Genomic DNA, 24,356 nt, shown 5'->3' with positions numbered 1-24,356 from the left:
GTCTTTTATGCTATACTGGACTTAGTAAGAGTAAAAGAGGAAAATGATGAATCAGGAAACTTGGAAAGGAATTATTCTCAAGAAACAAGGGCTGCTGGAAGGGCAATCTGTTGAAAAAATCTGTCAACATCTCAATGGCCTGCAGGCTCAGTTCCAGCCCTATGTCCATATTGGTTTTCAGAATCGGATGACGGAAGAGGCATTTCAAGAGGCAGATTGGCAGGAAAAACTGACCCGCCAGTGGTCAATCCGTAGGACTGTCCACGCCTATCTCAAATCTGAAATTCCCCTTTACATTCACGAGGGGCGTATGGCTGACACTGCCTATCTACAAACTGAGTACCGAGATGAATTAAGCCCTAAAACCAAGCAACGATTCCACCAAGTCATCCTAGAGGGGTTGAGTCAGCAATCCTTGACCCGGGACCAGATAAAGGATCTTTGTCGGGCAGAAAAGATCAGCCTAGAAGATGAAAAGCGGATTTTCAATGCTTGGGGCGGGCTCTTGCGCTATATGGTTGAAAGGGGAGAAATCTACCAAGGGTACGGAGCCAAGCGTTTCCACTTGCTCAAGGATTTTCAACCCCTGCCCAAGAAAGAAGCGGAGCTGGAAATTGCACGGCGGTATTTTTCTGGATTTGGCCCAGTCAGTCTGGCAGATGCCCGTTATTATTTCAAAGAAAATAAGTCAACTGTACTTGATTGGATGAAGCAGCTGGACTTAAAAATCATCCAAGTCGCTGGTGAAGAACGTTTTTATCTGGGTGATTTGGAAGAAGCGGAGCTGCCAAAATGTTTGTTCATCGCTGGTTTTGACCAGCTCTTGCTGGGTTATGAAAAGAAGGCCAATCCATTTTTTGAGCCCAAACACATCCGCCAAATCTACACCTTGACCGGCATTATCAAACCGACTGTCTTTTACAAGGGGCGCCTGGTTGCCACTTGGAAGCGAGATAAGAAAGACATTATTTTGGATGTTTTTGAAGACTTGACCCGTTCTGAGCTGAAGGAGTTGGAAGGCTACAAGCAAGCCTATCAAGCCAAGTTGCCTTAGTTTGTTCGGAATTGACGGACATTGAAAATAAATAACTAAATTTTCTGAATATTTCATAAAAAATATGCTATAATAGACCAATACTAGTTGAAATGAGAGTTTATAAGTGAATAAATCCTATTTTTACCTTGATATGAAAACCCACGAATTGCAGGTTCCCTATACCCAGCAGAATCGCCGCGTTCGTGTCTTGCTTCCGAAAAATTATGAAGAAGACAAGGATACTCGCTATCCTGTGGTTTACTTCCACGATGGGCAAAATGTCCTATATAGCAAGGAATCCTTTTCTGGGCATTCTTGGAAAACCATCCCCACCATCAAGCGCAATCCTGACATCCCTAAGATGATTATCGTGGCTATTGACAACGACGGCTTGGAGCGGATGAACGAATACGCTGCCTGGAAATACAGCGAAATGGGGATTCCAGGGATCCAATTTGGTGGCAAGGGAACCCTCTATGCCGAATTTGTCATGGATGTGGTCAAGCCCTTTATCGATAAAGAATACCGAACCAAGCCAGATAAGGCTCATACTGCCATGATTGGTTCCTCGCTGGGAGGAAATATCACCCAGTTTATGGGCCTGGCCTACCAGGATCAGATTGGCTGTCTAGGTGTCTTCTCATCTGCCAACTGGCTGCACCAAGAGGCCTTTAACCGCTACATTGAGCGTCAGCCGTTGGATCCAGACCAACGGGTTTACATCTATGTTGGGACAGAAGAAGCAGATGATACCGACAAGACCCTTATGGCTGGCAATATCAAACAGGCCTATATCAATTCCTCGCTTTCCTATTACCGTCAGTTGATAGCAGGAGGAGTGGCGTTGGAAAATCTCAAGTTGGAAATCACCTCTGGTGCCATTCATAATGAGATTGCTTGGGCTCATCATTTGCCAGAGTGTCTGCGTTTTTTAAGTGAAAAATGGTAAGGAGAATAAGAATATGCATGTAGAATTTTTAAGTCACTGGTCTGGCCATCTTGGCCGTGAAATGAACCTCAACCGCTATGGTCATGCGGGGATTCCAGTTGTTGTTTTTGCTTCTTCGGGCGGTTCTTACAATGAATATGCTGATTTTGGGATGATTGAAGCTTGTCGCGGTTCGATTGAAGCTGGCAAGGTACAATTTTTCACCTTGACCAGTGTAGATAAGGAGAGCTGGTTGGCTGAATGGAAGTCCATGCATGATCGTGCGCAAGCCCACAGGGCATATGAGCGCTACGTTATTGAAGAAGCGATTCCTTTTATCAAACACAAGACGGGCTGGTTTGATCCTATGATGACAACAGGTTGCTCTATGGGAGCCTATCATGCTCTTAATTTCTTCTTACAGCATCCAGATGTCTTCAATAAGGTTATAGCTTTGTCTGGTATTTATGATGCTCGCTTCTTTGATCATAATCAAGATTATGGCGGTGACGAAGCGGTTTATCAAAACTCACCAGCAGACTACATCTGGAATCAAAATGATGGCTGGTTTATCGACCGCTACCGTCAGTCTGATATTATTGTCTGCACAGGCTTGGGAGATTGGGAACAGGACGGATTAGAGTCTTTCTATAATCTCAAACGGGCCTTTGAAGAAAAAAATATTCCAGCTTGGTTTGATACCTGGGGAACGGATGTTGCCCATGATTGGATTTGGTGGAGAAAGCAAATGCCTTATTTCCTCCATGCGCTCGGCTTGTAGAAAGGAGATTTTCTATGAATTACCTCGTTATTTCCCCCTTTTATCCTGAAAACTTCCAACCTTTTACTATTGAGTTAGCTAAACAAGAAGGTGTCACAGTTCTTGGTATCGGTCAAGAGCCTTATGACCAATTGCCTGAAGAATTGCGTAATGCTTTGACAGAGTATTTCCGTGTTGAAAATCTGGAAAATCTGGATGAGGTTAAGCGTGCCGCAGCCTTTCTTATCTATAAACATGGACCAATTGACCGTGTTGAATCCCATAATGAACACTGGTTGGAAACTGATGCGGCCTTGAGGGAACAGTTCAATATTTTTGGTGCCAAGCCAAGTCAGCTTAAAAAGACCAAGTTCAAATCTGAGATGAAGAAATATTTTGTCAAAGCTGGTGTTCCTGTTGTACCCGGACAGGTAGTCAAGGTTGACAAAGATATTGATAAGGCAGTGAAGAAAATTGGTTTTCCAATGATTGCCAAGCCTGACAATGGTGTGGGTGCCGCAGCCACATTTAAGTTGCTAAACCAGCAGGATCTTGCAGCTTTCCGCGAGTATTGGAACGGACAGACAGTCTATTTCTTTGAAAAATTGGTCGAATCCAGTGAACTATGCACCTACGATGGTCTGATTGACAGCAAGGGAAATGTAGTTTTTGAAACAACCTTTAATTATGTTTATGCTCCTCTTGAACTATTAGAAGCAAAGAAAGACAATGCCTACTATATTCTGAAAGAAATGGATCCGAAGTTGCAAGAATACGGCAGATCCATCATCAAGGCCTTTGGTATGAAGGAGCGCTTTTTCCATATCGAATTTTTCCGTAATGGCGACGACTACATTGCTCTTGAATACAATAATCGTCCTGCCGGTGGATTTACAGTTGATGTATACAATTATGCTCATTCGATTGACCTCTATCAGGATTATGCAAATGTTGTGACAGGAAAAGAAGTGGCAGACCGTCCTTATGAACCACAGTATTGTCTAGCAGTTACGCGTCGTGATGCAACCAACTATGCGCATTCTGAGGAAGAATTCCTCGCCAAGTATGCTGCCAATGTTAAGATGGTAAGAAGAATGCCGCGCGCCTTTGCCGAACTTCAAGGAGATACTATTTACATCTTGACAACAGACAATCGAGATGTCTTGAATGATATGATTGCCTTTGTTGGGAAAACAGTGTAGGACAATGACGTCAACCTATTTGGGCATTTAAAAAATCAGCCCTGAGACGGATGAAAACGATGCTAAAGTTCTATATACTAAGGACAATCCTAATCTTGATTCTTGTTTACCAAGTTCAAGGTTCAAGCAGTCATCCCACAGACAGCTTGGCTTTTCATAATCTCCTTACAAAACACCAGTCAAATCGGCTGGTGTTTTTGCTGTGATGAACTCTGTGGAGGATAGGTCAGCCTCCTTACAAACTTGTAAGTTTTTTGGATGAAACTGTAAGGGGAGCAGACAGGTACTTGGTCTATACTAGAACTATCAAGAAAAGAAAGAAGGAAATGATTATGTTATTCAAGCAAGCCTACCAAGCACTTCAGACAAAGGAGGATTTGTCAACTGAAGAAGTCGATAGTTTGCTAGAACATGGAGAATATCTAGCAGAATTGGCTCAGGATTTTCAAATGCTCAAGTTTATGGCATACTAGAAGAAAATGTCGATGAATCAGATCGTATCAACAATGAAATAGAAAATTAGGAGTTTGTATGTTATTAGAAATCAATCACTTAGAAAAAATTTATCGCACGCGCTTTTCAAAAGAGGAAACTCGTGCTCTCCAAGACGTGGATTTTAAGGTAGAAGAGGGCGAATTTATTGCCATTATGGGAGAAAGCGGCTCAGGTAAGACAACCCTTCTCAATATTCTTGCGACCTTGGATAAACCGACCAGAGGATCTGTCATCTTGAACAATCAGGACATTACCAAAATCAAGGAAGGCAAGCTGGCTGATTTCCGTTTGCGAAACCTAGGCTTTGTTTTTCAAGATTTTAACCTCTTGGACACTCTGTCTATTCAAGACAATATCTTTTTACCTCTGGTCTTAGCGCGTGAGAGTCATCAAGAGATGGAAAAACGGTTGAAGGTCCTGGCACCGAAACTACGGATTCAAGATTTACTGAAAAAACGCCCCTTTGAATTGTCTGGTGGTCAAAAGCAGCGCGTGGCTATTGCTCGCAGTCTAATTACGCAGCCACAGATTGTCCTAGCGGACGAACCGACTGCCGCCTTAGACTATCGCAATTCAGAAGATCTGCTGAATCTGTTTGAGGATATTAACTTAGATGGACAAACGATCTTGATGGTTACTCACTCAGCCAACGCAGCCAGTCATGCTAAACGGGTCTTGTTTATCAAGGACGGACGGATTTTCCATCAATTATATAAAGCAGGCAAGAGCAATCAAGACTTTGCCAAGGAAATTTCGCTCAACATGTCCGCACTTTTAGGGGGTGAGTAGATGTTTTATCTCAAACTTGCTGGGCAAAATATCCGAAAATCCATCGGCGTATTTGCACCCTTTGTTTTAGCCAGCCTCGTCCTTTTTACCCTAATCTGTTCCATGTTTTTACTCATGCTTAGTCCAGTCATGAAATCTATGGGGTCAGGCGCCCTATCTATCGGACTCGGGGTGGTTGTCCTGACTATTTTCTCGCTGATTATGGAAATTTATAGCTTCAATTTTCTCATGCAACAACGGGCTAGAGAGTTTGGACTTTACAATATGCTGGGGATGAACAAGAAGAAGGTTTCCCTGATTGCTAGTTTGGAACTGATACTCATTTTCTTGCTAGTTGTCGTATTGGGTTCTGTACTCGCTAGTGTTTTCTCCAATGTCCTTTATCTGATTTTTGTTAATTTGACGAAATACGGAGAACTTCACTTTAGCATTTCACCGTTGGCCTTTGGTATGACAGCCTTTCTCTTTGCTGGTATCTTCTTTATCTTGGAATTGCTGGCCATTCGGACAATCGGCAAAACCAGTCCGCTGATTTTATTTAGGGCTAGTGAAAAAGGGGAGAAGGAGCCCAGAGGAAATCTACTGTTGGCAGCCCTTGGAGTTCTTAGCCTTGGGGTTGGTTACTACCTATCACTATCTTCCAGAACAGCGGGAATCGGTGTGATTTGGCGATTCTTTGTCGCCGTGCTCTTTGTCATTGCTGGTACCTATCTTTTCTATATCAGTTTTATGACTTGGTATTTGAAAATGCGTCGGAAAAACAAACGATATTTCTACACACCTGAGCATTTCATTACCACCTCGCAGATGATTTTTCGGATGAAACAGCACGCAACTGGTTTGGCCAATATTACGCTCTTAGCTGTCATGGCCTTTGTGACCATTGCGACAACGACATCCCTCTATACAGGTATGGCAAATATGACCAGTGGACTTTATCCAAAGGAAACATCCATTACCTATCCTGTTGCGGATAGGAGTCAGGGTGAAATGGCCTTCCAGCAATCGGTGCTCAGCCATTTTCCAGAAAAAGCAGAAGATAGTCTGGCCTACCTAACCTATCAGGCTGGTCTAGTCTACGATGAGGGAGATGAGATTGTCATCAATCCAGAAACCATTGCTAATCCAGATTTTAACAAGATGTTTTTTACCTACTTTATTACCCAAGATGATTTCAGAAAACTGGGTAATGAGTTACCTAAATTGACTGAAAATCAAATTGCCTTTATTCGTCCGAGCGAACCGAACGCTTTGAAAACCGTGACATTGGGCGATAAAACGTTTGAAAATGTGAATGTTCAAAACCAACCAATTTTTCCAGATATTACTAATACTCTAAATCCTGCGGTGATGGTGGTCAGTGATGATAGTGTGTTAGCCGCTTTTAGTGACTACTATGCCGCCAATAACCCTCAGGGTTATCTCGTCAGCTTGGATTACCGGGTCTTTACAGATTTGACTAAGGAAGAGGTTGCTTCCCTTGGTGAGCAGTCGGGTGATATGTACCATATTCTTGACGCAAATGGTGAATATCTAGGAAACGCCATGCAAAAAACGGACTTTGGGAATATGCTTCTAGGCTTCACAGGCGGCTTCCTCTTTACCGGTTTCTTGTTGGGCATTAGTTTCTTGCTTGGTGCAGCATTGATTATCTACTACAAGCAGTATTCAGAAGGACATGAAGACAAGAAATCTTACAAGATTTTACAGGAAGTGGGCATGAGCCAACAAGCTGTCAAGAAAACCATCAACTCTCAAACTCTCATTGTTTTCTTTATGCCTCTGGCTATGGCGACCCTGCACTTTATCGTTTCTCTCGTTATGCTTAAGCAAATGCTACTGTCGTTTGGCGTTGTATCGTCTGTCATGATATACAGCGTCAGCGGAGTGACCTTGCTTGCCGTTGCTCTTATCTATTTTGTTATTTATAAGTGGACAAGCCGAACCTATTATCATATTATCGAACGATAGCAGAAATCTCGCTTTATGCGGGATTTCTTGCTTTTTTGGGGAAATGGTGTTACAATGGTAATACCAAAGGAATACCCAAAGAGGTGAGAAAAATGGCAGCTATTACATTGAAAGTTTCTGAGCAGGACAAGCTCTTTATGCAGGCTATGGCAAAGTTTGAAGGTGTGAGTTTGTCAGAACTTATTCGGACCAAAACACTTGAAGCACTTGAAGACGAGTACGATGCGCGTGTGGCAGACATTGCCTTGGCAGAATACGAAGCAGACTTAGCCAAAGGAATTGAGCCGATTAGCTGGGAGGAAATGTTGGAAGACTTGGGGTTGACGGATGAAGACCTACTATAAACTCGTACCGACCAGTCGTTTTATCGAACAGTTAAAAAAGTTGGACAAATTTACCCAAAAACAGATTACCAACTATCTGTCCAGTCATGTGACCGACAACCCTAGACAACACGGAAAAGCCTTGACAGCCAATCGTTCTGGCCAATGGCGGTACCGTATCGGCAATTACCGCGTCATTACCAGCATTGAGGACGATAAATTGATTGTAACAAGTCTAAAAATGAGAAATGGAAGTGTGTAAAAAGCCAAGACCTATGTCCTGGCTTTTGCAGAATGAAGATGATGGAAAAAGAAAAAATATATATCGTTGAAGATGATGAAATGATTGTCCAGATTTTAAAACAGCATCTGGGCAAATCCTATCAAGTGGATAGTGTGAAGAATTTCCGTGCAGTTAGTCAAGAAGTAGCAGAGTTGCAGCCTGACTTGGTACTCATGGATATTAGTCTGCCTTACTATAATGGCTTTTACTGGACGACGGAAATTCGCAAAACCATGACCATGCCTATTATTTTTATTTCCTCTAGTGATGATGAGATGAATGCAGTCATGGCCATGAATATGGGCGGTGATGACTTTGTATCAAAACCTTTTTCGCTAGGGATTCTTGATGCCAAAATTGCTGCATTTCTACGTCGAGTCAATCAATTCAGTCAATCAACAGTTCTGAAATTGGATGAGTTCCAGCTGAGTACAGACGGACGGTTTACAAACGGAGAGCAACAAATTCAACTCTCACTCACAGAAACAAAAATTTTAACCACTCTTATGAAGGAACAAGGGCAGGTAGTTGCCAAGGAAGTACTGCTAGAAAAGCTCTGGGAAAATGAAGAATTTATCGACCAGAATACACTCAATGTCAATATGACTCGCCTGCGCAAAAAAATCAATGAGTTAGGTTTTAACCGCATTCATACTGTCCGAGGTGTGGGGTACGTTATTAAATGATTGCTAAATTTTTTCGAGAATACAGGAGTTTGTATGTTTGCTATGGGGTGCTGGCTGGTAGTTTTATCCTGCTTTTCTTTCTCTACCAGCTGCCCACCGAATTTCTGCAAAACGCTCTGCTATTGTCCCTAACTCTCTTAATCCTACTGACAGCGGGTCTTTTCTGGAAGTTTCGCAATCGCATGAGAGCATTGAAGGATTATGTGCATGAAGAGGCTCTGCCCTTGCTTAATAAACCGGTGGATTTGGCTTATCTCAGCCTCATTGAAGCAGAAAAGCAGGCTACACGGGAACAGCTTTTAGACTACAAGTCCAGAGAAGAAGATTTGCAAGCCATGGTGAAAATGTGGTCGCATCAGATGAAAGTCCCTCTGGCTGCCCTTTCTTTGATGAGCCAGACGGAACAGTTAAAACCTGCTGATGTGAACCACCAGCTTTTGCGGTTGGATAATTACATGGCCAACCTGCTCAACTATCTCAAACTGACCAGTCATTCCAGCGATTTTCGATTTGAAGAGGTTGAAGTGAGAGAAGTAGTGGTCGAAGTGGTCAAAAAATACCGAAACCAATTCCTGCAGAAAGAAATTGGAGTCAGCATAGATGGTAACTGGTCCATCAAAACCGACAGGAAATGGCTAAGTTTTGCTCTGTCACAAATCATTGATAACGCCCTTAAATACAACAAGACTGGCGGCAGTGTGACTATTTGCTTGGATAAGGGGATTTCGGTCAAGGATACGGGAATTGGTATACTGGCTGAAGATATTCCGCGACTGTTTGATGAAGGTTTCACAGGCTACAATGGCCGTGAGCACCAAAAGGCAACTGGCTTTGGGCTCTATCTAGCCAAGCGTGTCTTGAATCAGCTAGAGTTGACCATTCAAGTAGAGAGTCAGATAGAAATTGGTACTCAGGTAACCATAGAGAAAGTACGGTAAAAACTGTGCTTTTTCATTTTGAAAGCGTTTTGCTTTTGTGCTATACTGAAAGTAACAGATACAAAGGAGAATCTTATGACCCACCATCATGTTTTGCAAAACGGATCTGATATCCGTGGAATTGCGATTGCAACAAAGGAGCAGGCTGTTAATTTGACACCGCAGGCAACGAAGCAGATTGCGCGTGGCCTCATCCACTGGCTAACTCAGAATCCCGAACTAGCAAGAGCCTTCCAAGAAGGCCAACTTAAGATTGGTATCGGACGAGATAGCCGCATTAGTGGTCCAAATTTGCTCGAGGCATTTTCAGAAGAAGCCGTTCGATTGGGGGTTCAAGTCGTAGATTTTGGCATGGCAACTACCCCAGCCCTCTTCATGAGTACCCAGTACCCTCAGTTCAAGTGTCACGCCGGCGTCATGATTACTGCCAGTCACCTGCCTTATTATTTTAATGGCATTAAGATTTTTTCGGAAAAAGGCGGAGCAGAACACGAGGACATTGACTACATCCTCTCGCATAGTGAAGACTTACCAGCTTCCCACCTTGGAAGTGTGACCTCAGCAGACCTGATTACACCTTATGCTCAGGACCTGGTTGACAAAATTTGTAGAGCCTGTGACGGACAAGAAAAGCCCCTGAGCGGTCTCCATATCATCGTTGATGCTGGAAATGGAGCGGGTGGATTCTTTGCTGAGAAGGTTTTGGCGGAGTTAGGTGCAGATACCACAGGCTCGCAATTCCTAGACCCAGATGGCACCTTCCCAAATCATGTTCCCAATCCCGACAATAAGGAAGCCATGGAAAGCATCCGTCAGGCTGTTCTTGCAGCAGGGGCAGACTTAGGGATTATCTTTGATACCGACGTTGACCGCGCAGCCTTGGTCACTAAATCTGGTCAAATTCTCAACCGGAACAACCTGATTGCAGTCCTCAGTCAGATTGTTCTCGCCGAACATCCTGGAACCAGCATTGTAACCAATTCTCCGACAAGTGAACACCTGAAGGTTTTCATAGAACGCCTTGGAGGCAAGCAAATTCGCTACATCTCAGGTTATCGCAATGTCATCAACAAGGCCATTGAAACCAATAAGGCAGGAATCGACTGCCAGCTGGCTATTGAAACCTCTGGACATGCAGCCTTCAAGGAAAATTATTTCTTAGATGATGGGACGTATGTAGCAGCAAAAATCCTCATGCTCTTACCAAAACTTCAGACAGAAGGAAAGTCCTTGGACGACTTGATTGATCAGTTAAAACAGCCACTTGAAACGCAGGAAGTGCGTTTCAAACTAGAAGCAGAAGATTATCGTACGCTCGGTGAAGGGGTTATTGATGATTTCCGGCAGACAAACATTGAGGGCTTTGCTTTTAATCCTGAGAATGAAGAAGGAGTGCGCTTTGACCTAAGCCATCCTTATGGAGATGGCTGGTTCTTGCTCCGCATGAGCTTACACGAGCCGCTTTTGGTTCTTCAGATTGAAAATGACCAAGCAGGGTATATCCCAGCTGTCCTGCGAACTATTTCGACTTTCTTAGACCACTATCCAGATGTTGATCAGGAAAAATTAAAAGAATTGTTAAAGTGATTTTACATAATTTAAATTACGCAAAAAGCAAGAGCTGACCTCTTGCTTTTTATAGTTTATCTAAGGCGTTTTTCTGCTCATCATTGACGATATGGGTGTAGAGGTCAGTGACTTGTGTGTTGGCATGGCCTAGTTGGTGGCTAACCAGAACTTGAGATTTTGTCGCATCATAAAGCCTGGTTGCAAGCGTATGGCGAAGTTTGTGAGGTGTTACCCGTATCTTGAAGTCTGCTGAATACTTGGCCACCATTTTCTCGACAGAAGAAGCATCAATACGGTTTGGAAGTCCTCGATATTCAGTCAAAAAGAAGGCGAGGTCTGTTTTTTCGGCCTTATAGCGTTGCTGGCGGATACCTAGATAAGCCTCAAGATAGGGTTTAGCGAAGCCCGCGACATTGACCGAATCACGTTTGCCTCCCTTGCGTGTCACCTCGATAATCATCATTCGAAGATTCACATCCTTTAAATCGAGATTTACTGCTTCAGATAAGCGGACACCAGACGCCAGAAGAAGTGCCAAAATTGCTAAATCCCTCTCTTTATTTTTCTGGAAGGAGGAGAGGGCACGTTTAGACAGCTTAGACTGGTACTCATTTTCCACATAGTCCAAAAACTCCATGGTTTCATCCCCCAAAAAGAGTTTCTGCTTGATGTTCTCCGCGCGCGCAGCCAAGGTTTCTTTTTTCTTCTTGGTAGACACCTTTTTCATGACGTTTCGGTAAAAATAAGGCTCACCTTGCTCGTTTTCTACCTCTTCCGTCAGGTATTTATAGAGGGAAGAAAGCGCAGATAGGGTTCTATTGATAGTTGTTTGAGAAACCCCATTCTGAGTCGTGTTGGCATTCAGCAAAGGCCTTTCTCGTAGATAGAGGATAAAGGCTTCCATATCTTTTTTCGTCAAATGTTCCAGCGTATCTAGCGGAATGTCAGCAATATGAGCGGATGTAACCAAACCGGTATCCATCAACCATTCAAAAAAACGCCGGTATTCTTTCAAGTATTCATATAAGGTTGTAAAACTATAAGGCACAGCCAACTTAGACTGATAGTAGTCCAGCACATACCAAGGCATGATACCTTTTAGTTGGTCAATTTTTTCTAGTAACAACTCGCGTCGCATATCACAATATCTCCTTAAATGGTCTATTAGTAGTATAGCATAACCTCAGATATTTTTCAAGAAAATTATAGTTTTTCGGAAAGATGTATGTAGGTGGTTGAATCAAATTCTCACCTAACTAAATAAACTCGCTGCGCTTTAGAATCTCCATTGCAACCTCTTCGGGTCTTAAGCCGTCCGTGTTTTTAACTTTTTTTCCTGGAATATGACTTTCAAACGCTTCTAAACAAGCGTCAAGATGTCGCTTTGCCCAAATATTGTCTTCATCGAATCGATTATCTAAACGTTCTAAAATGGTTGTTTTGTCTGCTAGTAAAATATAATGTTCCAAGGGAATCTTATCCTCTATCAATCGCTGGATGATTTCTTGATAATATTCTCTTTTACAGATTGTCATGGGGACAATAATGACCTTTCCTGTTTTGGTGGCTAAATCTCGGATAATCTGATGGGTTGTCTTTCGCCAAATTGGGTAATCCTGGAAATCGTCAGGACAGACAGCTTTTGGAAGAATTTCTTGAAAAAAATCACCTAGTTGCTCTGGATCATAGAGGATAGAGTTCTGGATTTTTTGATGAAGAAGATTTGCAAGAGTCGTTTTCCCAACCCCAAATGGGCCGTTTAACCAAATAATCATATAAGAATCCCCTTTCGTTTTCCCAAAAAAGTTTACATAATTTATTATATGTAAACTTTTTTGGGAATTATAAAATAAGTAAGGCATAGACGATTAGTACACTGATAATGCTAAACAAAGAACCAATCAGATAATATTCTGCAAAAGCTTGATCTTCAGAGATTTTGTTAAATCTGGCGATGGATTTGGCAGTAAATACTAAACCGATGGCAGCAAATTGTCCGAAAAGCAAGAAAATAGCCATAATCAGGCGTTCTAACTGACCAATAAGCGCTCCTGCTCCTGCTATGGTCTTCTTCTTGTTTGAAACGGCTTCTTCTGTCTGGTATTTGTTGAAAAAAAGTTTGAAGACAATATTGACGGGCTTTGTGACGATTAAAATGAAAAGAACTTGGAGTAAAAGCTGAGAAAGTCCTGGCATCTGCACTATAAGGCTGTCTGCCGGAAGATTGACACCCGTTTCATGATAGATGATAACAATGCAAGCCAGATGTAGCAATTGATCCAGGACAAATGCACTTTTCTCAAAAGCAGGTTTGATGAAACCTTTTTTGCTCAAAAAATACTTGATATAATCGATTGCTAGATGGCTTAGCCATACTTGAGCAAACAAATCCCAGTTCTGCAAGGGAAAAATAAGGGCTAAAAAGACCAATGGAATAAGAACAAGGATAAGATGTGTGATAAGGGCGGTAAGCTTTTTCTTCTTTCTATCAGCCATTTGCTGATTCTGAAGCTGAAAGTCACTGAGAAAATGGGCAATCAGCAATAGAATGAGAGCCGGCTGTTCAAGTAAGTATACGGATAAAGGATTATAAACCATTATGGCTGCTCCTTTCTGATGGCGTTCATGGCTGCACTGCGATTGCGTAGGTAGAGTTTGAGTCCGCTAGCCTTGATACGCTTGGTAAGTGCGCTGGTACTGATATTCAGTGCTTGGGCAATTTCCTTTTGTCTAAACTGCTCTTCATAAATATTTTCTGCAAGGAGATGATAAAGGATTTCTCTTTGAGATTTGGTCCAGCTGGCTTTGATAAAATCTGCAGAGGCAAGAAGAGCATTTACTGTCAGCTTTAAGGTGCTGTTTTCAGCGGAGAAGGCTAACTGGGTAGTTCCATAATCATCATTATCATGTACGAACTCAATCGCCTTACGCGCTTCCCAGTAAGCAGGCCCATCTGCTCCAATGCTCTGCTTAGGATTTATATCTGTTAAAATAACCCCGAAACCAATACCGAATCGGATAAAGATGGTCTGGTCAAAGGCTTTTTCTATCCGGTCTAGTATTTGAAAAATGGGTGCTGTTTGGTAAAAGAGAGCCTGAAATTCATCGCCTCGTGTGATGGTAAAAGGAGAGGCAAAATGTTCCTGAAAATCACGATTTACTTGACTTAAAACCTTTTCCAGTTCTACTTGAACCTGAGGGCGATTGGGCATTTTTTTGGAGTCAATCAAATCTCCGATAACGGCAATATAATTCATCCTCTTCCTCCTATTCTATCAGTCGGTGATGATTCTACGTCCATTATAACAGACAAAACAAAAAATGTCCATAAATACGGAAATTTATTTTAATTGCCGTTTATTAGGACATTTTTTATTTATTTAAAGAGTTTACTTTCTCTTCTTCTTCGCTTTTTTAATCTTATTGGCTTGGCGTTTCATGGCCTGTTTCATGGCAAATTCACCGATTTTACCCTTGAGTCCTCCCCCCATCATCTGACTAAAATCAGGCATGCCTGCCCCGCTCATCATGCCTTCTAAGGCAGACATATCCATATTGCCCATGCCAGGCATATTTTTAGGAAGGTTATTGGGATTAAGCCCCATCTGACGCATCATTTGGTTCATATCACCGCTCATAACCCCTTGCATCATGGTCTTGGCTTGGTTGAAGTCTTTGATAAATTTATTGACTTCTACAAAACTGTTTCCAGAACCCGCAGCAATACGACGGCGACGACTTGGTGTTAATAAATCTGGATTTTCACGTTCAGCCGGTGTCATGGAATAAACAATGGCCCGTTTACGAGCAATTTCTCTTTCGTCAACCTTGATGTTAGCCAAGGCAGGATTGCCAGCCATTCCTGGAATCATTTTGAGAAGGTCTTCCATTGGCCCCATATTTTGTACTTGGTCTAGCTGGTCAATGAAGTCATTGAAATCAAAGGTATTCTCTCGCATTTTTTCAGCGAGTTCAATAGATTTTTGCTCATCGTATTCCTTGCTGGCCTTTTCAATCAAGGTCAGCATATCCCCCATTCCCAAGATACGAGAAGACATGCGATCTGGGTGGAAGGTTTCAATGTCGGTGATTTTTTCACCTGTACCGGTGAATTTAATCGGTTGACCTGTGATGTGACGGACAGACAAGGCCGCACCACCACGAGTATCACCATCAATCTTTGTTAGAATAACACCTGTGATGGCGAGTTGATCATTAAATTCACGGGCCACATTAGCAGCCTCTTGACCAATCATAGCATCGACAACCAAGAGAATTTCGTTAGGCTGTGCAAAGGCTTTAATGTCGCGCAGTTCTGCCATGAGGGCTTGATCGATTTGCAGACGACCAGCCGTATCGATTAACACATAATCGTTGTGGTTGGCCTTGGCTTGTTCGAGACCTTGACGAACAATTTCAAGTGCAGGTACTTGATTGCCTAATTCAAAGACAGGAACGCCAATCTGTTGACCCAGTGTTTTGAGCTGATCAATCGCCGCAGGTCGATAAATATCAGCGGCAATCATCAATGGACGGGCATTCTCTTCGTTTTTGAGTTTATTGGCCAGTTTCCCAGCAAAGGTTGTTTTACCAGCACCTTGCAGACCGACCATCATAATGATGGTTGGGATTTTTGGTGATTTGATAATTTCAGCGGTGTCTGACCCCAGAATTGCAGTCAGCTCCTCATCGACAATCTTGATGATTTGTTGGGCAGGATTAAGGGTATCAATGACTTCGTGCCCTACTGCACGTTCACGAACTTTTTTGATAAAATCCTTCACCACTGGTAGGGCAACGTCAGCCTCTAAGAGCGCTAATCGGATTTCTTTAGTTGCCTCTTGAACATCTGCCTCACGAATCTTTCCTTTTCTTCTCAGATTCTTAAAGACGTTCTGTAAGCGTTCGGTTAAACTTTCAAATGCCATGCTTTTTCTTCCTCATTTTATACTTTTTCTTAATCTCGATTGTCTAAGCTGGTTAGGACAGCTATTTTTTCCTGAAGATAGGTATCCTCGGGATATTGTTGTAAGAGATCATCAAAAATCTGACTGCGAACAATATAATCTGAATACATATGCAGCTTTTTTTCATAGTCTTCTAAGATTTTCTCAGTCCGCTTGATATTATCATATACAGCCTGTCGGCTGACTTGAAATTCCTCTGCAATTTCCGCCAAACTATAATCATCTGCATAGTAAAGCTCGATATAGTTCATCTGCTTGTCCGTTAATAGTGCAGCGTAAAATTCAAAAAGGGCATTCATTCGATTGGTTTTTTCAATTTCCATAAGATTTATTATACCAAAAAAGCCCGCATTTTAATAGAATTAAGTCGGACTTTTATCTGATATCAGGGGTTCTTATTCTGCCTGAGCTGCTCTTACTTCTTTGACTAAAAGGAAGGTAAAGAGAACTTCTAAGCCAAACATGACAAAAGCAAGGATGGTTGCGGAAAAGAGATTTCCTAAAATGAGAGCTACAACTGGAATCAAGATGGCAAAGAGTTGATAACTTGGGGATTTATATAGCCAAGAATAAGGCAAAAGGTGAGCTCCAAAAACCATGGCGTAGACCATAACCATCTTATCAGGCACCGCATTGAAGACCCACATGACAATCAGCAAATACAGTACTTGATTGAGGGTAAAGAGAAAACCGAGTTTGCCAAGAGGATTTTCATTAGAAAAAATATCCACCTTCAACTGCTTGCCAATCAGCCATGCTAGAGGCAAGAGAGGGCAGGAACAGGAAAAAACAAGAATATTTTCCATGGTCTGCTTAAAACCAAGAGAGGTAACGATGGCAATCAAAAGCCAAATAAGAACAGAACTAGCAATAAAGGGAAGACCCTTTTTCTGCTTGAGAATGATGTCATTTCTTAAATCTTCTAGGTTCATAATTGTACCTTCTTTCTAATTGTTTTCCAGATAAAACTCGAAGCGCTCACCGACATACTGACTGTTGACATATTCAAAGGCCTGACCATCTTCCAGATAGGAAACCTGCCTCAGAGCCAGAATAGCCTGATTTTTAGCGATTTGTAAATGTTTTGCGACTTTTTCGTTGGCCAGACGAGCATAGATGGTTTGGTGACTCTTACCAATACGGTACCCGTTGTCTGTCATGGTTTTGAAGAAATGATTGGTTACCTCTTCTTTGCGAACATTTTTGATTAAGCGTTCAGGAATACTGGCCACTTCATAAACAACAGGAACCGTGTCAGCATAGCGTACCCGTTCCATACGAATGACATATTCGCCCCTTTCAAGCCCCAGTTGGCTGATTTCTTTTTCATTAGGTTTGGTTTTGATATAAGAAAGTAACTTGCTGCTTGGCGTTTTCCCCTGCAATTGAACTAGTTCTGTAAAGGAAGTTGTTCCGCGCATCTTCTCCTGAACCCGAGTGCTGGCAACGTAGGTACCCGACCCTACCTTGCGCTGAAGTACTCCTTCTTCTACCAGCAAGGTGATGCCTTGACGGAGGGTCATACGGGAAACACCGAACTCATCTGCCAAATCTCGCTCACTGGGAAGACGCTGCCCGATTTCCCAGATTCCCTTATCAATCTGTTCTTTAATTTTGTCGTGAATGGTTATATATGCTGCTTTCATGTTGGCTCCTAGATTCCGAATCTACGCCTTCATTGTACCAAAAAAATGCTGTTTTTGCTAGAGTTTCTTCTAGCAAAAGAAACAAATAATTGACTAAAACAGGGTTGGTTTTGTTGGGAAAAGCCGAACTCTTTCTCGTCCAAAACAATATAATATCACTGAAAAAATATTTCCAACATCTTCGTAGCCAATAGTTCGCTTTTGTGGTAAAATATATTGCAGTATTTGATTTTTTTTCAAAATGAAAGGGAAAATAATGACAAAACAAGATGTCCAAAGAATCATTGTTCTGGATTATGGCAGTCAGTACAATCAGCTTATTTCACGTCGTATTCGTGAATTCGGTGTTTTTTCGGAGTTAAAAAACCACACCATCACCGCTGAAGAAATCAGAGAAATCAATCCAATTGGTATCGTCCTCTCCGGCGGTCCAAACTCTGTTTATGCGGAGAATGCTTTTGATATTGACCCAGAAATCTTTGAATTGGGGATTCCAATCCTCGGAATTTGTTACGGGATGCAGCTTATCACCCACAAATTGGGCGGTAAGGTTGTGCCAGCTGGTGAGGCTGGAAACCGTGAATATGGCCAGTCTACACTCCAACTGAAAGCTGATTCTGCCCTCTTTGCTGGCACTCCTGCCGAGCAAGTCGTTCTCATGAGCCATGGAGATGCGGTAACTGAGATTCCTGCTGACTTCCACTTGGTTGGTTTGTCAGCCGATTGTCCTTTTGCTGCTATTGAAAACACGGACAAGAAAATTTTTGGTATTCAGTTCCACCCAGAAGTTCGTCATTCTGTCTACGGAAATGATATTTTGAAAAATTTTGCTATCAACATCTGCGGTGGCCGCGGCGATTGGACCATGGAAAACTTCATCGATGTTGAGATCCAAAAGATTCGTGAAACCGTTGGTGATAAGAAGGTTCTTCTTGGTTTGTCTGGCGGTGTTGACTCATCAGTTGTTGGTGTTCTTTTGCAGCGGGCCATTGGTGACCAGCTGACCTGTATCTTTGTAGACCATGGCCTTCTTCGTAAAAATGAAGGGGATCAGGTTATGGAAATGTTGGGCGGCAAGTTTGGCCTAAATATCATTCGAGTAGATGCTTCCAAGCGCTTCCTTGACCTACTGGCTGGCGTATCAGATCCAGAGAAAAAGCGTAAAATCATCGGTAATGAATTTGTCTATGTCTTTGACGATGAAGCTAGCAAGCTAACAGATGTGGACTTCCTAGCTCAAGGAACCCTTTATACTGACATCATCGAATCGGGAACCGAAACCGCTCAGACTATCAAGAGCCACCACAATGTGGGCGGCCTGCCTGAGGATATGCAGTTCAAGCTGATTGAGCCTCTCAACACGCTGTTCAAGGACGAAGTTCGGGCTTTGGGGACTGCTCTGGGCATGCCAGATGAGATTGTTTGGCGTCAACCCTTCCCGGGTCCAGGGCTTGCAATCCGTGTCATGGGTGAAATCACTGAAGAAAAACTTATGACCGTCCGCGAATCAGATGCCATCCTGCGTGAAGAAATCGCCAAAGCTGGTCTAGACCGTGATGTCTGGCAATACTTCACCGTCAACACAGGTGTACGTTCCGTTGGTGTTATGGGCGACGGACGCACCTATGATTACACCATTGCCATCCGCGCCATCACTTCTATCGACGGCATGACAGCTGACTTTGCCAAACTCCCATGGGAAGTCCTCCAGAAGATTTCCGTCCGCATCGTCAATGAAGTCGACCATGTAAACCGCATCGTCTACGACATCACCAGTAAACCACCTGCAACGGTAGAGTGGGAATAACAGATATTGCAACAAAAAGGCTTTGAAATCAATATTCTAAGCCTTTTTCTTTTGCATTTAACAACAATATTGTAACAAAATACGGTAAACATCAACTGGTTACCGTAGAAATCCAATTATTATCTCCCCCCTACTTCCTCTTGTCCTTCAATTTAACCACAACACGGAATTGTCTGTCTGGATGGTTTTCGGTGTTGGACATTTGGATTCGAGCTTCCAAAATGTCATCGTGTCCGAAGTAAATCAAGCGACTAATCAAGGAGTTTTTAGTGCTTGGAACATAACCAAGCTTGGTTCCTTGGAAATAAATAGCTACTGCTTCAGAATCGTGTGGATTGGTGGGTTCCCCTACCAAATCTACTGGCGTGCCTAGCTTGAGGTGCTCAATTACCTCCAAACCATCATAATAAGCGAAGGCTGCTAGGTGAAAATCTTCAACATTTCTTGTTGGTTCAAAAGGCGCAAAAGTCATCGAATTTCCTTTCTTTATCTGTTTTATGGCTGATAAATAATTGTGTAGGTTGCGTCAAGGATGACACCATTTTGATAAACCGTATAATGTGAGCCATCTGTTCCTTGGATGAGATTATATGGTATAGCTTCGGTTCGAGTGTAATTCCCCTCAATAACCGTCCAACCCTTATCTCCTAAAATGGAGTTGGCATATTCAATAGTTACAGGGCCACTTTCCAATATCACCCCTGTATCAGTATTTTTAAGGGGGTCTGTGTCACTAGAGGCACTTGTGGACTGGCGGTAATAACTATCTAGGCCGGAGCCGTAGAGTGGCCCATTGGCGAATACAATCCGATCTTGATTGCTATCGCTGGTGTCGCTCCCCTCTTCAAATAGATCCTGTGGCAGAACGGTTCCCTTAGGCACGAAATACAAAACAAATCCTTCTGCTCCCGATTCGAGGAGTGCATCTGCAAGCAAAATCCCTTGTTGATTTGAAAATGTTCCAGCCAAACTAAAGCCGGGTGTTACCAAGCCGGATGTATCAAACGTTAGGCTTCCTCCCTGACTATTGGCCCAAGTGCCAATTAGGCTAGTAAAATCCCCTTGCTGAATCTCTTCAATATCAATACTGGCCTGTTTTACAACAACTTGCTGACTGGATGAGGAACTTGTTGTTGTTTCTTCAGTCGTTTGACTGCTTGATGAAGTTGTACTATCCGTTGTCTTATTCGTACAAGCGGTCATCAAACTCAGCGATGCCAGAACTGACAAGGCTAAAAGGCTATATCGTTTCATAGAAATCTCCCTTCAATTACTCGCGATGAATCATAAAACCTGTGGCTTGTTGAGTAGCCATGATGGTCATATCTGATATTTGCACATGTTTTGGCTGATTGGCCACGAAAAGAACACAAGAAGCAATATCCTCTGCCTGAAGCGCTTCAACACCTTCGTAAACCTGCGCTGCACGCTCCTTGTCACCGTGGAACCGTACCTGACTGAAATCCGTTTTAACAATTCCTGGTTGGATGGTCGAAACCTTAATATTTGTATCGATGGTGTCAATTCGGATGCCGTCGCTTAGAACCTTGACTGCTGCCTTAGTCGCTGCATAAACTGCTGCACCTGCGTAAGCATAGATACCTGCCGTAGAGCCGATATTGATGATATGACCGTGATTTTCTCTGACCATTCTTGGTAAAATGTGTCTGGTTACCAGAAGCAGACCTTTAACATTTGTATCCAACATGGTCATCATATCACCTGGTTTGTAATCATGAAATTTATCCAAACCCAATGCTAATCCGGCATTATTGACAAGAACGTGAATAGCTCCTACTTCTGCTAGAATGGTTTGGCAGGTCGTTGCTACTTCTTCTTCTTTTGTCACATCCATAGTGTAAGCCCAGACGGTCACTCCGAAAGTTGCTTGAAGGTCTTCTTGGATTTCCCTTAGCTTTTGGCTTCGTCTGCCCGTAATGACAAGGTTGTCACCGTTTTTGGCGAAACTATAAGCGATAGCTTTTCCGATACCACTTGTGGCACCAGTAATCAAAACAGTTCTTACCATCTCAACTCCCTCACTTTCTTACCCACATTATACCATTATTTGAGGTAAAATGAGAAAAAACAGCCAAGAAAACTTGACTGTTAAAAAAGAGTAAGGAGGCGCATCAGGTACATGTTAAATCGAACCTGACGGGAATAGTAAATATTGCCTCCATTGACATAAAGTTTGCCACCGTTCATAAGAGCTATCGGATGGTAATAGATATAGGATTCTCCAGTTGTATTTCCCAAGCTTGGTGCAACAATGTAAAGCGAATAGCGCTCGGAAAGCTCGATAGTGTTTTGTCCACCATTTTTTGCAACATAATCAATATAACCTGGGCCGTAGTTATAGGCTTGGACAGCTGTCCAAACATCTACTCCTGCTTCTTCTGCCAATTGAAGATTCTTGCTTAGGTATTCAACTCCTTGGCGGATACTTTCTTTGCTGTCTGTAATGGTATTGGCGTAACCAGAGGCTGATTCACTTGATTGCATAACATCAATTTGGGCCCCTTTTGTTTCCGTGTAAATCATAGCCAGAACCAACTCCTCATTTGCCTTAGTATCATTTTCAGCGAGGACTTCCTGAACCATACTTTGATAGGTCATAACCTGCTGAACACCTTGATAAGCTTGATAGAGTTTGTAAGCTAGAAAAACAAGGACGACAAGGGCGATCGTTCTTGTTAGTTTTTTCATTTTATTTGCTCTTTATATCTTCGATATTTTTGATCAGAATAGAGTATGTTCCATTCTCATTTTGAATAAATTCAACGGATTCTGCATCTTCGTAAATACTGTTAGGTACAATCAACTCAATTCCGTTGGAAAGGGATAGTTTTTGGTTTTCAAACTTCTTCAATTGACGTGAGGCGTCAATTTCATCGAAAATAATTTTCTCTGGAATGACTTCTTTTAATTCATCAACAAAAGTTAAACGCGCTGTTAAATTGTTGTCAAAGAGCTGGTCAGCCAATTTTTCAGGTGATAAGGCATTGTCCTCTTCCAAATGGGAATAAATGGCAGACTTGACCTTGGACTGGAAGTGAAAATCCCCCTCTTGGAAGTTGTCAGCAATTTTTTGTGCTGTTTGTTCAAGGGTCTTGATGGATTTTTTAGCTGAAATGATTGGTTTGACCTGAAGAAGATTATCTGAAAAATAGTTGAGAAAACTACCGTTATACTTAATCCGCTTTTCAATCAAATGGTACTTGTAATTGTTCAAATTGACAATCAAGGCTTCATCTGGAGCAGATCCGGCACTTGGTAGATTGTTTTGAGTCAGCTTGAGAGGATTAGCAAGGTCGTTGCCAACATGAGTCAGGTTTTCACGCAAAGAGATACGGAGGAAGGCAAAATGCTCCACTCCGTTTTTCTCAAAATTGATAAAGAGTAAGTCGTTGGTCTTGAGATTTTCAGACAGAGAAAACTCTTCTTTCCAGCGAGTGGCTATTTTGACGGACTGACTGAGCAAATCACCTGTAAAATAATCTAAAAAAGGATTATCGGCTTCAAATTGTCCTGTCTTAGCCTCATCAGAATAGACTCGTTCGACTTTTTTGCGGAGATACTCCTCTATTTTGGGAGTAATCGTAATAGTCTGCTCCGCCAACCTTAACTCCGTGTCCTCTGGACTGAATTGGTGTATAAGGGCTTGTTTGATATAAATGTCCATAAATTAGTTTTCGTAAAGTGGGAATTTGTTTGTGAGGGAACGAACTTCTTGGCGAACTTCTTCAAGAACAGCTTCGTTGTCAGCATTTTCCAATGCCTTGATGGTCAATTCAGCCACCTTGTGAGACTCCTCAACTCCAAATCCACGAGCTGTTATAGCCGCTGCACCGATACGGATACCGCTGGTTTTAAATGGAGAGAGTTTTTCATAAGGGATAGAGTTCTTGTTCAGAGTAATATTCACTTCGTCCAAAAGGTGCTGTGCTACCTTACCGTTTTCAACAACCTTGGTGACATCCACAAGGAAGAGGTGGTTATCTGTTCCACCTGTGATAACACGGAAGTTGTCATTTTCAAGGAAAACCTGTGCCATAGCTTGGCTATTTGCAATAATCTGCTTAGCGTAATCCTTAAATGCTGGATCTAAGACTTCTTTAAAAGCTACTGCTTTTGCTGCAATCACATGTTCAAGAGGGCCCCCTTGAATACCAGGGAAGATAGCAGAATTGATTTTTTTGGCCAAGTCTTCATCGTTGGTCAAAATCAGACCACCACGAGGTCCGCGTAGGGTTTTGTGAGTAGTTGTTGTCGTGATGTGCGCATGTGGTACAGGGTTTGGATGGAGACCTGCTGCAACGAGTCCTGCAATATGCGCCATGTCAACCATAAGTTTGGCACCAACCGCATCAGCGATTTCACGGAATTTGGCAAAGTCAATGATACGGGCATAAGCTGACGCTCCTGCTACAATCAGTTTTGGCTGGACTTCTCTAGCCTGCGCCAAAATTGCATCGTAGTCTAAAAGGTCAGTTTCTTCGTCAACATTGTAAGCAACAAAGTTGTAGGTTTGTCCTGAGAAGCTAACGGATGCACCGTGGGTCAAATGACCTCCAGCCGCCAAATCCATCCCCATGACGGTATCACCAGGCTGAATAAGAGCCATATAGGCTGCACAGTTGGCTTGGCTTCCAGAGTGAGGCTGCACATTGGCAAATTTAGCACCAAAAATCTCCTTCGCGCGCTCAACTGCTAGGCTTTCAATAACATCCACACATTCAGTACCACCATAGTAACGACGACCAGGATAGCCTTCTGCATATTTGTTAGTCAAGATGGAACCTTGGGCTACCATAACAGCTTTTGAAACAACGTTTTCAGATGCAATCAATTCGATATTGTTTTGCTGGCGTTCTTCTTCTGCCTTGATGGCTTCCCATACTTCAGCATCGTATGCCTTATAGTCTACTTTATCAAAAATCATGTGCAGTGTCT

At 42.5% G+C, this 24,356-nt stretch carries 27 protein-coding genes; 13 read left to right on the top strand and 14 right to left on the bottom strand.

All coding sequences use genetic code 11. The features are described from left to right. Positions 1 to 46: 46 nt before the first annotated feature. From INT76_RS01680 to INT76_RS01625, 12 genes are all read left to right on the top strand, one after another. Positions 47 to 1,054: a DNA glycosylase AlkZ-like family protein gene (locus INT76_RS01680; protein ID WP_212572985.1), complete on the top strand. Its 1,008-nt coding sequence runs from the start codon at positions 47 to 49 to the stop codon at positions 1,052 to 1,054. Between the two features lie 106 nt (positions 1,055 to 1,160). Further along, entirely contained in the window at positions 1,161 to 1,985 is an 825-nt protein-coding gene (locus INT76_RS01675; protein WP_212571499.1) for an alpha/beta hydrolase, read from the top strand. Between the two features lie 13 nt (positions 1,986 to 1,998). Further along, positions 1,999 to 2,745, top strand: coding sequence for an esterase family protein (locus tag INT76_RS01670; RefSeq protein ID WP_212571497.1), 747 nt, complete (start codon positions 1,999 to 2,001; stop codon positions 2,743 to 2,745). A gap of 14 nt (positions 2,746 to 2,759) precedes the next feature. Next, positions 2,760 to 3,926, top strand: a complete 1,167-nt coding sequence (locus tag INT76_RS01665) for an ATP-grasp domain-containing protein (RefSeq protein ID WP_212571495.1) — start codon at positions 2,760 to 2,762, stop codon at positions 3,924 to 3,926. 332 nt (positions 3,927 to 4,258) lie between these two features. Then, positions 4,259 to 4,399, top strand: a complete 141-nt coding sequence (locus INT76_RS01660; RefSeq protein WP_212571493.1) for a hypothetical protein — start codon at positions 4,259 to 4,261, stop codon at positions 4,397 to 4,399. 58 nt (positions 4,400 to 4,457) lie between these two features. Continuing rightward, on the top strand, positions 4,458 to 5,210 hold the full coding sequence (locus tag INT76_RS01655) for an ABC transporter ATP-binding protein (RefSeq protein ID WP_212571491.1): 753 nt from the start codon (positions 4,458 to 4,460) through the stop codon (positions 5,208 to 5,210). Then, positions 5,211 to 7,181: an ABC transporter permease gene (locus INT76_RS01650; protein WP_212571489.1), complete on the top strand. Its 1,971-nt coding sequence runs from the start codon at positions 5,211 to 5,213 to the stop codon at positions 7,179 to 7,181. A gap of 92 nt (positions 7,182 to 7,273) precedes the next feature. Further along, positions 7,274 to 7,525, top strand: coding sequence for a type II toxin-antitoxin system RelB family antitoxin (relB, locus tag INT76_RS01645; protein ID WP_212571488.1), 252 nt, complete (start codon positions 7,274 to 7,276; stop codon positions 7,523 to 7,525). Next, entirely contained in the window at positions 7,509 to 7,766 is a 258-nt protein-coding gene (locus INT76_RS01640) for a type II toxin-antitoxin system RelE family toxin (protein ID WP_212571486.1), read from the top strand. Before relB ends, INT76_RS01640 begins: the two co-directional genes overlap by 17 nt. Positions 7,767 to 7,804: 38 nt before the next feature. Further along, positions 7,805 to 8,473, top strand: coding sequence for a response regulator transcription factor (locus INT76_RS01635; protein ID WP_212571484.1), 669 nt, complete (start codon positions 7,805 to 7,807; stop codon positions 8,471 to 8,473). Continuing rightward, on the top strand, positions 8,470 to 9,411 hold the full coding sequence (locus INT76_RS01630) for a sensor histidine kinase (RefSeq protein WP_212571482.1): 942 nt from the start codon (positions 8,470 to 8,472) through the stop codon (positions 9,409 to 9,411). Before INT76_RS01635 ends, INT76_RS01630 begins: the two co-directional genes overlap by 4 nt. A gap of 75 nt (positions 9,412 to 9,486) precedes the next feature. Further along, entirely contained in the window at positions 9,487 to 10,998 is a 1,512-nt protein-coding gene (locus INT76_RS01625; protein ID WP_212571480.1) for a phosphohexomutase domain-containing protein, read from the top strand. A gap of 49 nt (positions 10,999 to 11,047) precedes the next feature. On the opposite strand, the gene xerS is transcribed toward INT76_RS01625, so the two are convergent. The 8 genes from xerS to INT76_RS01585 form a co-directional block, all read right to left on the bottom strand. Beyond that, positions 11,048 to 12,118 (bottom strand): tyrosine recombinase XerS, encoded by a 1,071-nt coding sequence (gene xerS / locus INT76_RS01620; protein ID WP_212571478.1) that lies wholly within the window; start codon positions 12,116 to 12,118, stop codon positions 11,048 to 11,050. A 118-nt stretch (positions 12,119 to 12,236) separates the two neighbouring features. Next, positions 12,237 to 12,755, bottom strand: a complete 519-nt coding sequence (locus INT76_RS01615; protein ID WP_212571476.1) for an AAA family ATPase — start codon at positions 12,753 to 12,755, stop codon at positions 12,237 to 12,239. A gap of 67 nt (positions 12,756 to 12,822) precedes the next feature. Next, positions 12,823 to 13,578, bottom strand: coding sequence for a DUF3307 domain-containing protein (locus INT76_RS01610; protein ID WP_212571474.1), 756 nt, complete (start codon positions 13,576 to 13,578; stop codon positions 12,823 to 12,825). Next, the gene (locus INT76_RS01605; protein ID WP_212571472.1) at positions 13,578 to 14,237 is read right to left on the bottom strand and encodes a SatD family protein; all 660 of its coding nucleotides are present in this window, start codon (positions 14,235 to 14,237) and stop codon (positions 13,578 to 13,580) included. The genes INT76_RS01610 and INT76_RS01605 overlap by 1 nt, the downstream gene beginning before the upstream one ends. Before the next feature lie 132 nt (positions 14,238 to 14,369). Then, positions 14,370 to 15,908, bottom strand: coding sequence for a signal recognition particle protein (gene ffh / locus INT76_RS01600; protein ID WP_212571468.1), 1,539 nt, complete (start codon positions 15,906 to 15,908; stop codon positions 14,370 to 14,372). A 29-nt stretch (positions 15,909 to 15,937) separates the two neighbouring features. Then, positions 15,938 to 16,270: a putative DNA-binding protein gene (locus INT76_RS01595; RefSeq protein ID WP_212571466.1), complete on the bottom strand. Its 333-nt coding sequence runs from the start codon at positions 16,268 to 16,270 to the stop codon at positions 15,938 to 15,940. 72 nt (positions 16,271 to 16,342) lie between these two features. Further along, a complete protein-coding gene (locus INT76_RS01590; protein WP_212571464.1) occupies positions 16,343 to 16,879 on the bottom strand; it encodes a DUF7010 family protein in 537 nt (178 codons plus the stop codon). A 15-nt stretch (positions 16,880 to 16,894) separates the two neighbouring features. Further along, complete coding sequence (locus INT76_RS01585) at positions 16,895 to 17,593, bottom strand: GntR family transcriptional regulator (RefSeq protein WP_212571462.1); 699 nt, start codon at positions 17,591 to 17,593, stop codon at positions 16,895 to 16,897. Between the two features lie 256 nt (positions 17,594 to 17,849). On the opposite strand from INT76_RS01585, the gene guaA reads away from it, so the two are divergent. Continuing rightward, the gene (gene guaA, locus INT76_RS01580; RefSeq protein ID WP_212571454.1) at positions 17,850 to 19,400 is read left to right on the top strand and encodes a glutamine-hydrolyzing GMP synthase; all 1,551 of its coding nucleotides are present in this window, start codon (positions 17,850 to 17,852) and stop codon (positions 19,398 to 19,400) included. Between the two features lie 130 nt (positions 19,401 to 19,530). Here the strand turns inward: guaA and INT76_RS01575 are convergent, their stop codons facing one another. From INT76_RS01575 to glyA, 6 genes are all read right to left on the bottom strand, one after another. Further along, positions 19,531 to 19,872 (bottom strand): HIRAN domain-containing protein, encoded by a 342-nt coding sequence (locus INT76_RS01575; RefSeq protein ID WP_212571452.1) that lies wholly within the window; start codon positions 19,870 to 19,872, stop codon positions 19,531 to 19,533. 23 nt (positions 19,873 to 19,895) lie between these two features. Continuing rightward, a complete protein-coding gene (locus INT76_RS01570) occupies positions 19,896 to 20,654 on the bottom strand; it encodes a DUF6287 domain-containing protein (RefSeq protein ID WP_212571450.1) in 759 nt (252 codons plus the stop codon). 16 nt (positions 20,655 to 20,670) lie between these two features. Next, on the bottom strand, positions 20,671 to 21,429 hold the full coding sequence (locus tag INT76_RS01565; RefSeq protein ID WP_212571448.1) for an SDR family NAD(P)-dependent oxidoreductase: 759 nt from the start codon (positions 21,427 to 21,429) through the stop codon (positions 20,671 to 20,673). A gap of 80 nt (positions 21,430 to 21,509) precedes the next feature. Continuing rightward, positions 21,510 to 22,109 carry a lysozyme family protein gene (locus tag INT76_RS01560; protein ID WP_212571446.1) on the bottom strand — a complete coding sequence of 200 codons (600 nt, stop codon included), beginning with the start codon at positions 22,107 to 22,109 and terminating at the stop codon, positions 21,510 to 21,512. Position 22,110: 1 nt separating this feature from the next. After that, positions 22,111 to 23,085, bottom strand: a complete 975-nt coding sequence (locus INT76_RS01555; RefSeq protein ID WP_212571444.1) for a nucleoid-associated protein — start codon at positions 23,083 to 23,085, stop codon at positions 22,111 to 22,113. Between the two features lie 3 nt (positions 23,086 to 23,088). Beyond that, positions 23,089 to 24,345 carry a serine hydroxymethyltransferase gene (gene glyA, locus INT76_RS01550; protein ID WP_212571443.1) on the bottom strand — a complete coding sequence of 419 codons (1,257 nt, stop codon included), beginning with the start codon at positions 24,343 to 24,345 and terminating at the stop codon, positions 23,089 to 23,091. Positions 24,346 to 24,356: the final 11 nt, after the last annotated feature.

This window comes from Streptococcus oriscaviae, from assembly GCF_018137985.1.
Taxonomy (GTDB): domain Bacteria; phylum Bacillota; class Bacilli; order Lactobacillales; family Streptococcaceae; genus Streptococcus; species Streptococcus oriscaviae.
The sequence above is the reverse complement of the archived record's forward strand: the minus strand, read 5'-3'. Positions and strand labels throughout refer to the sequence as shown.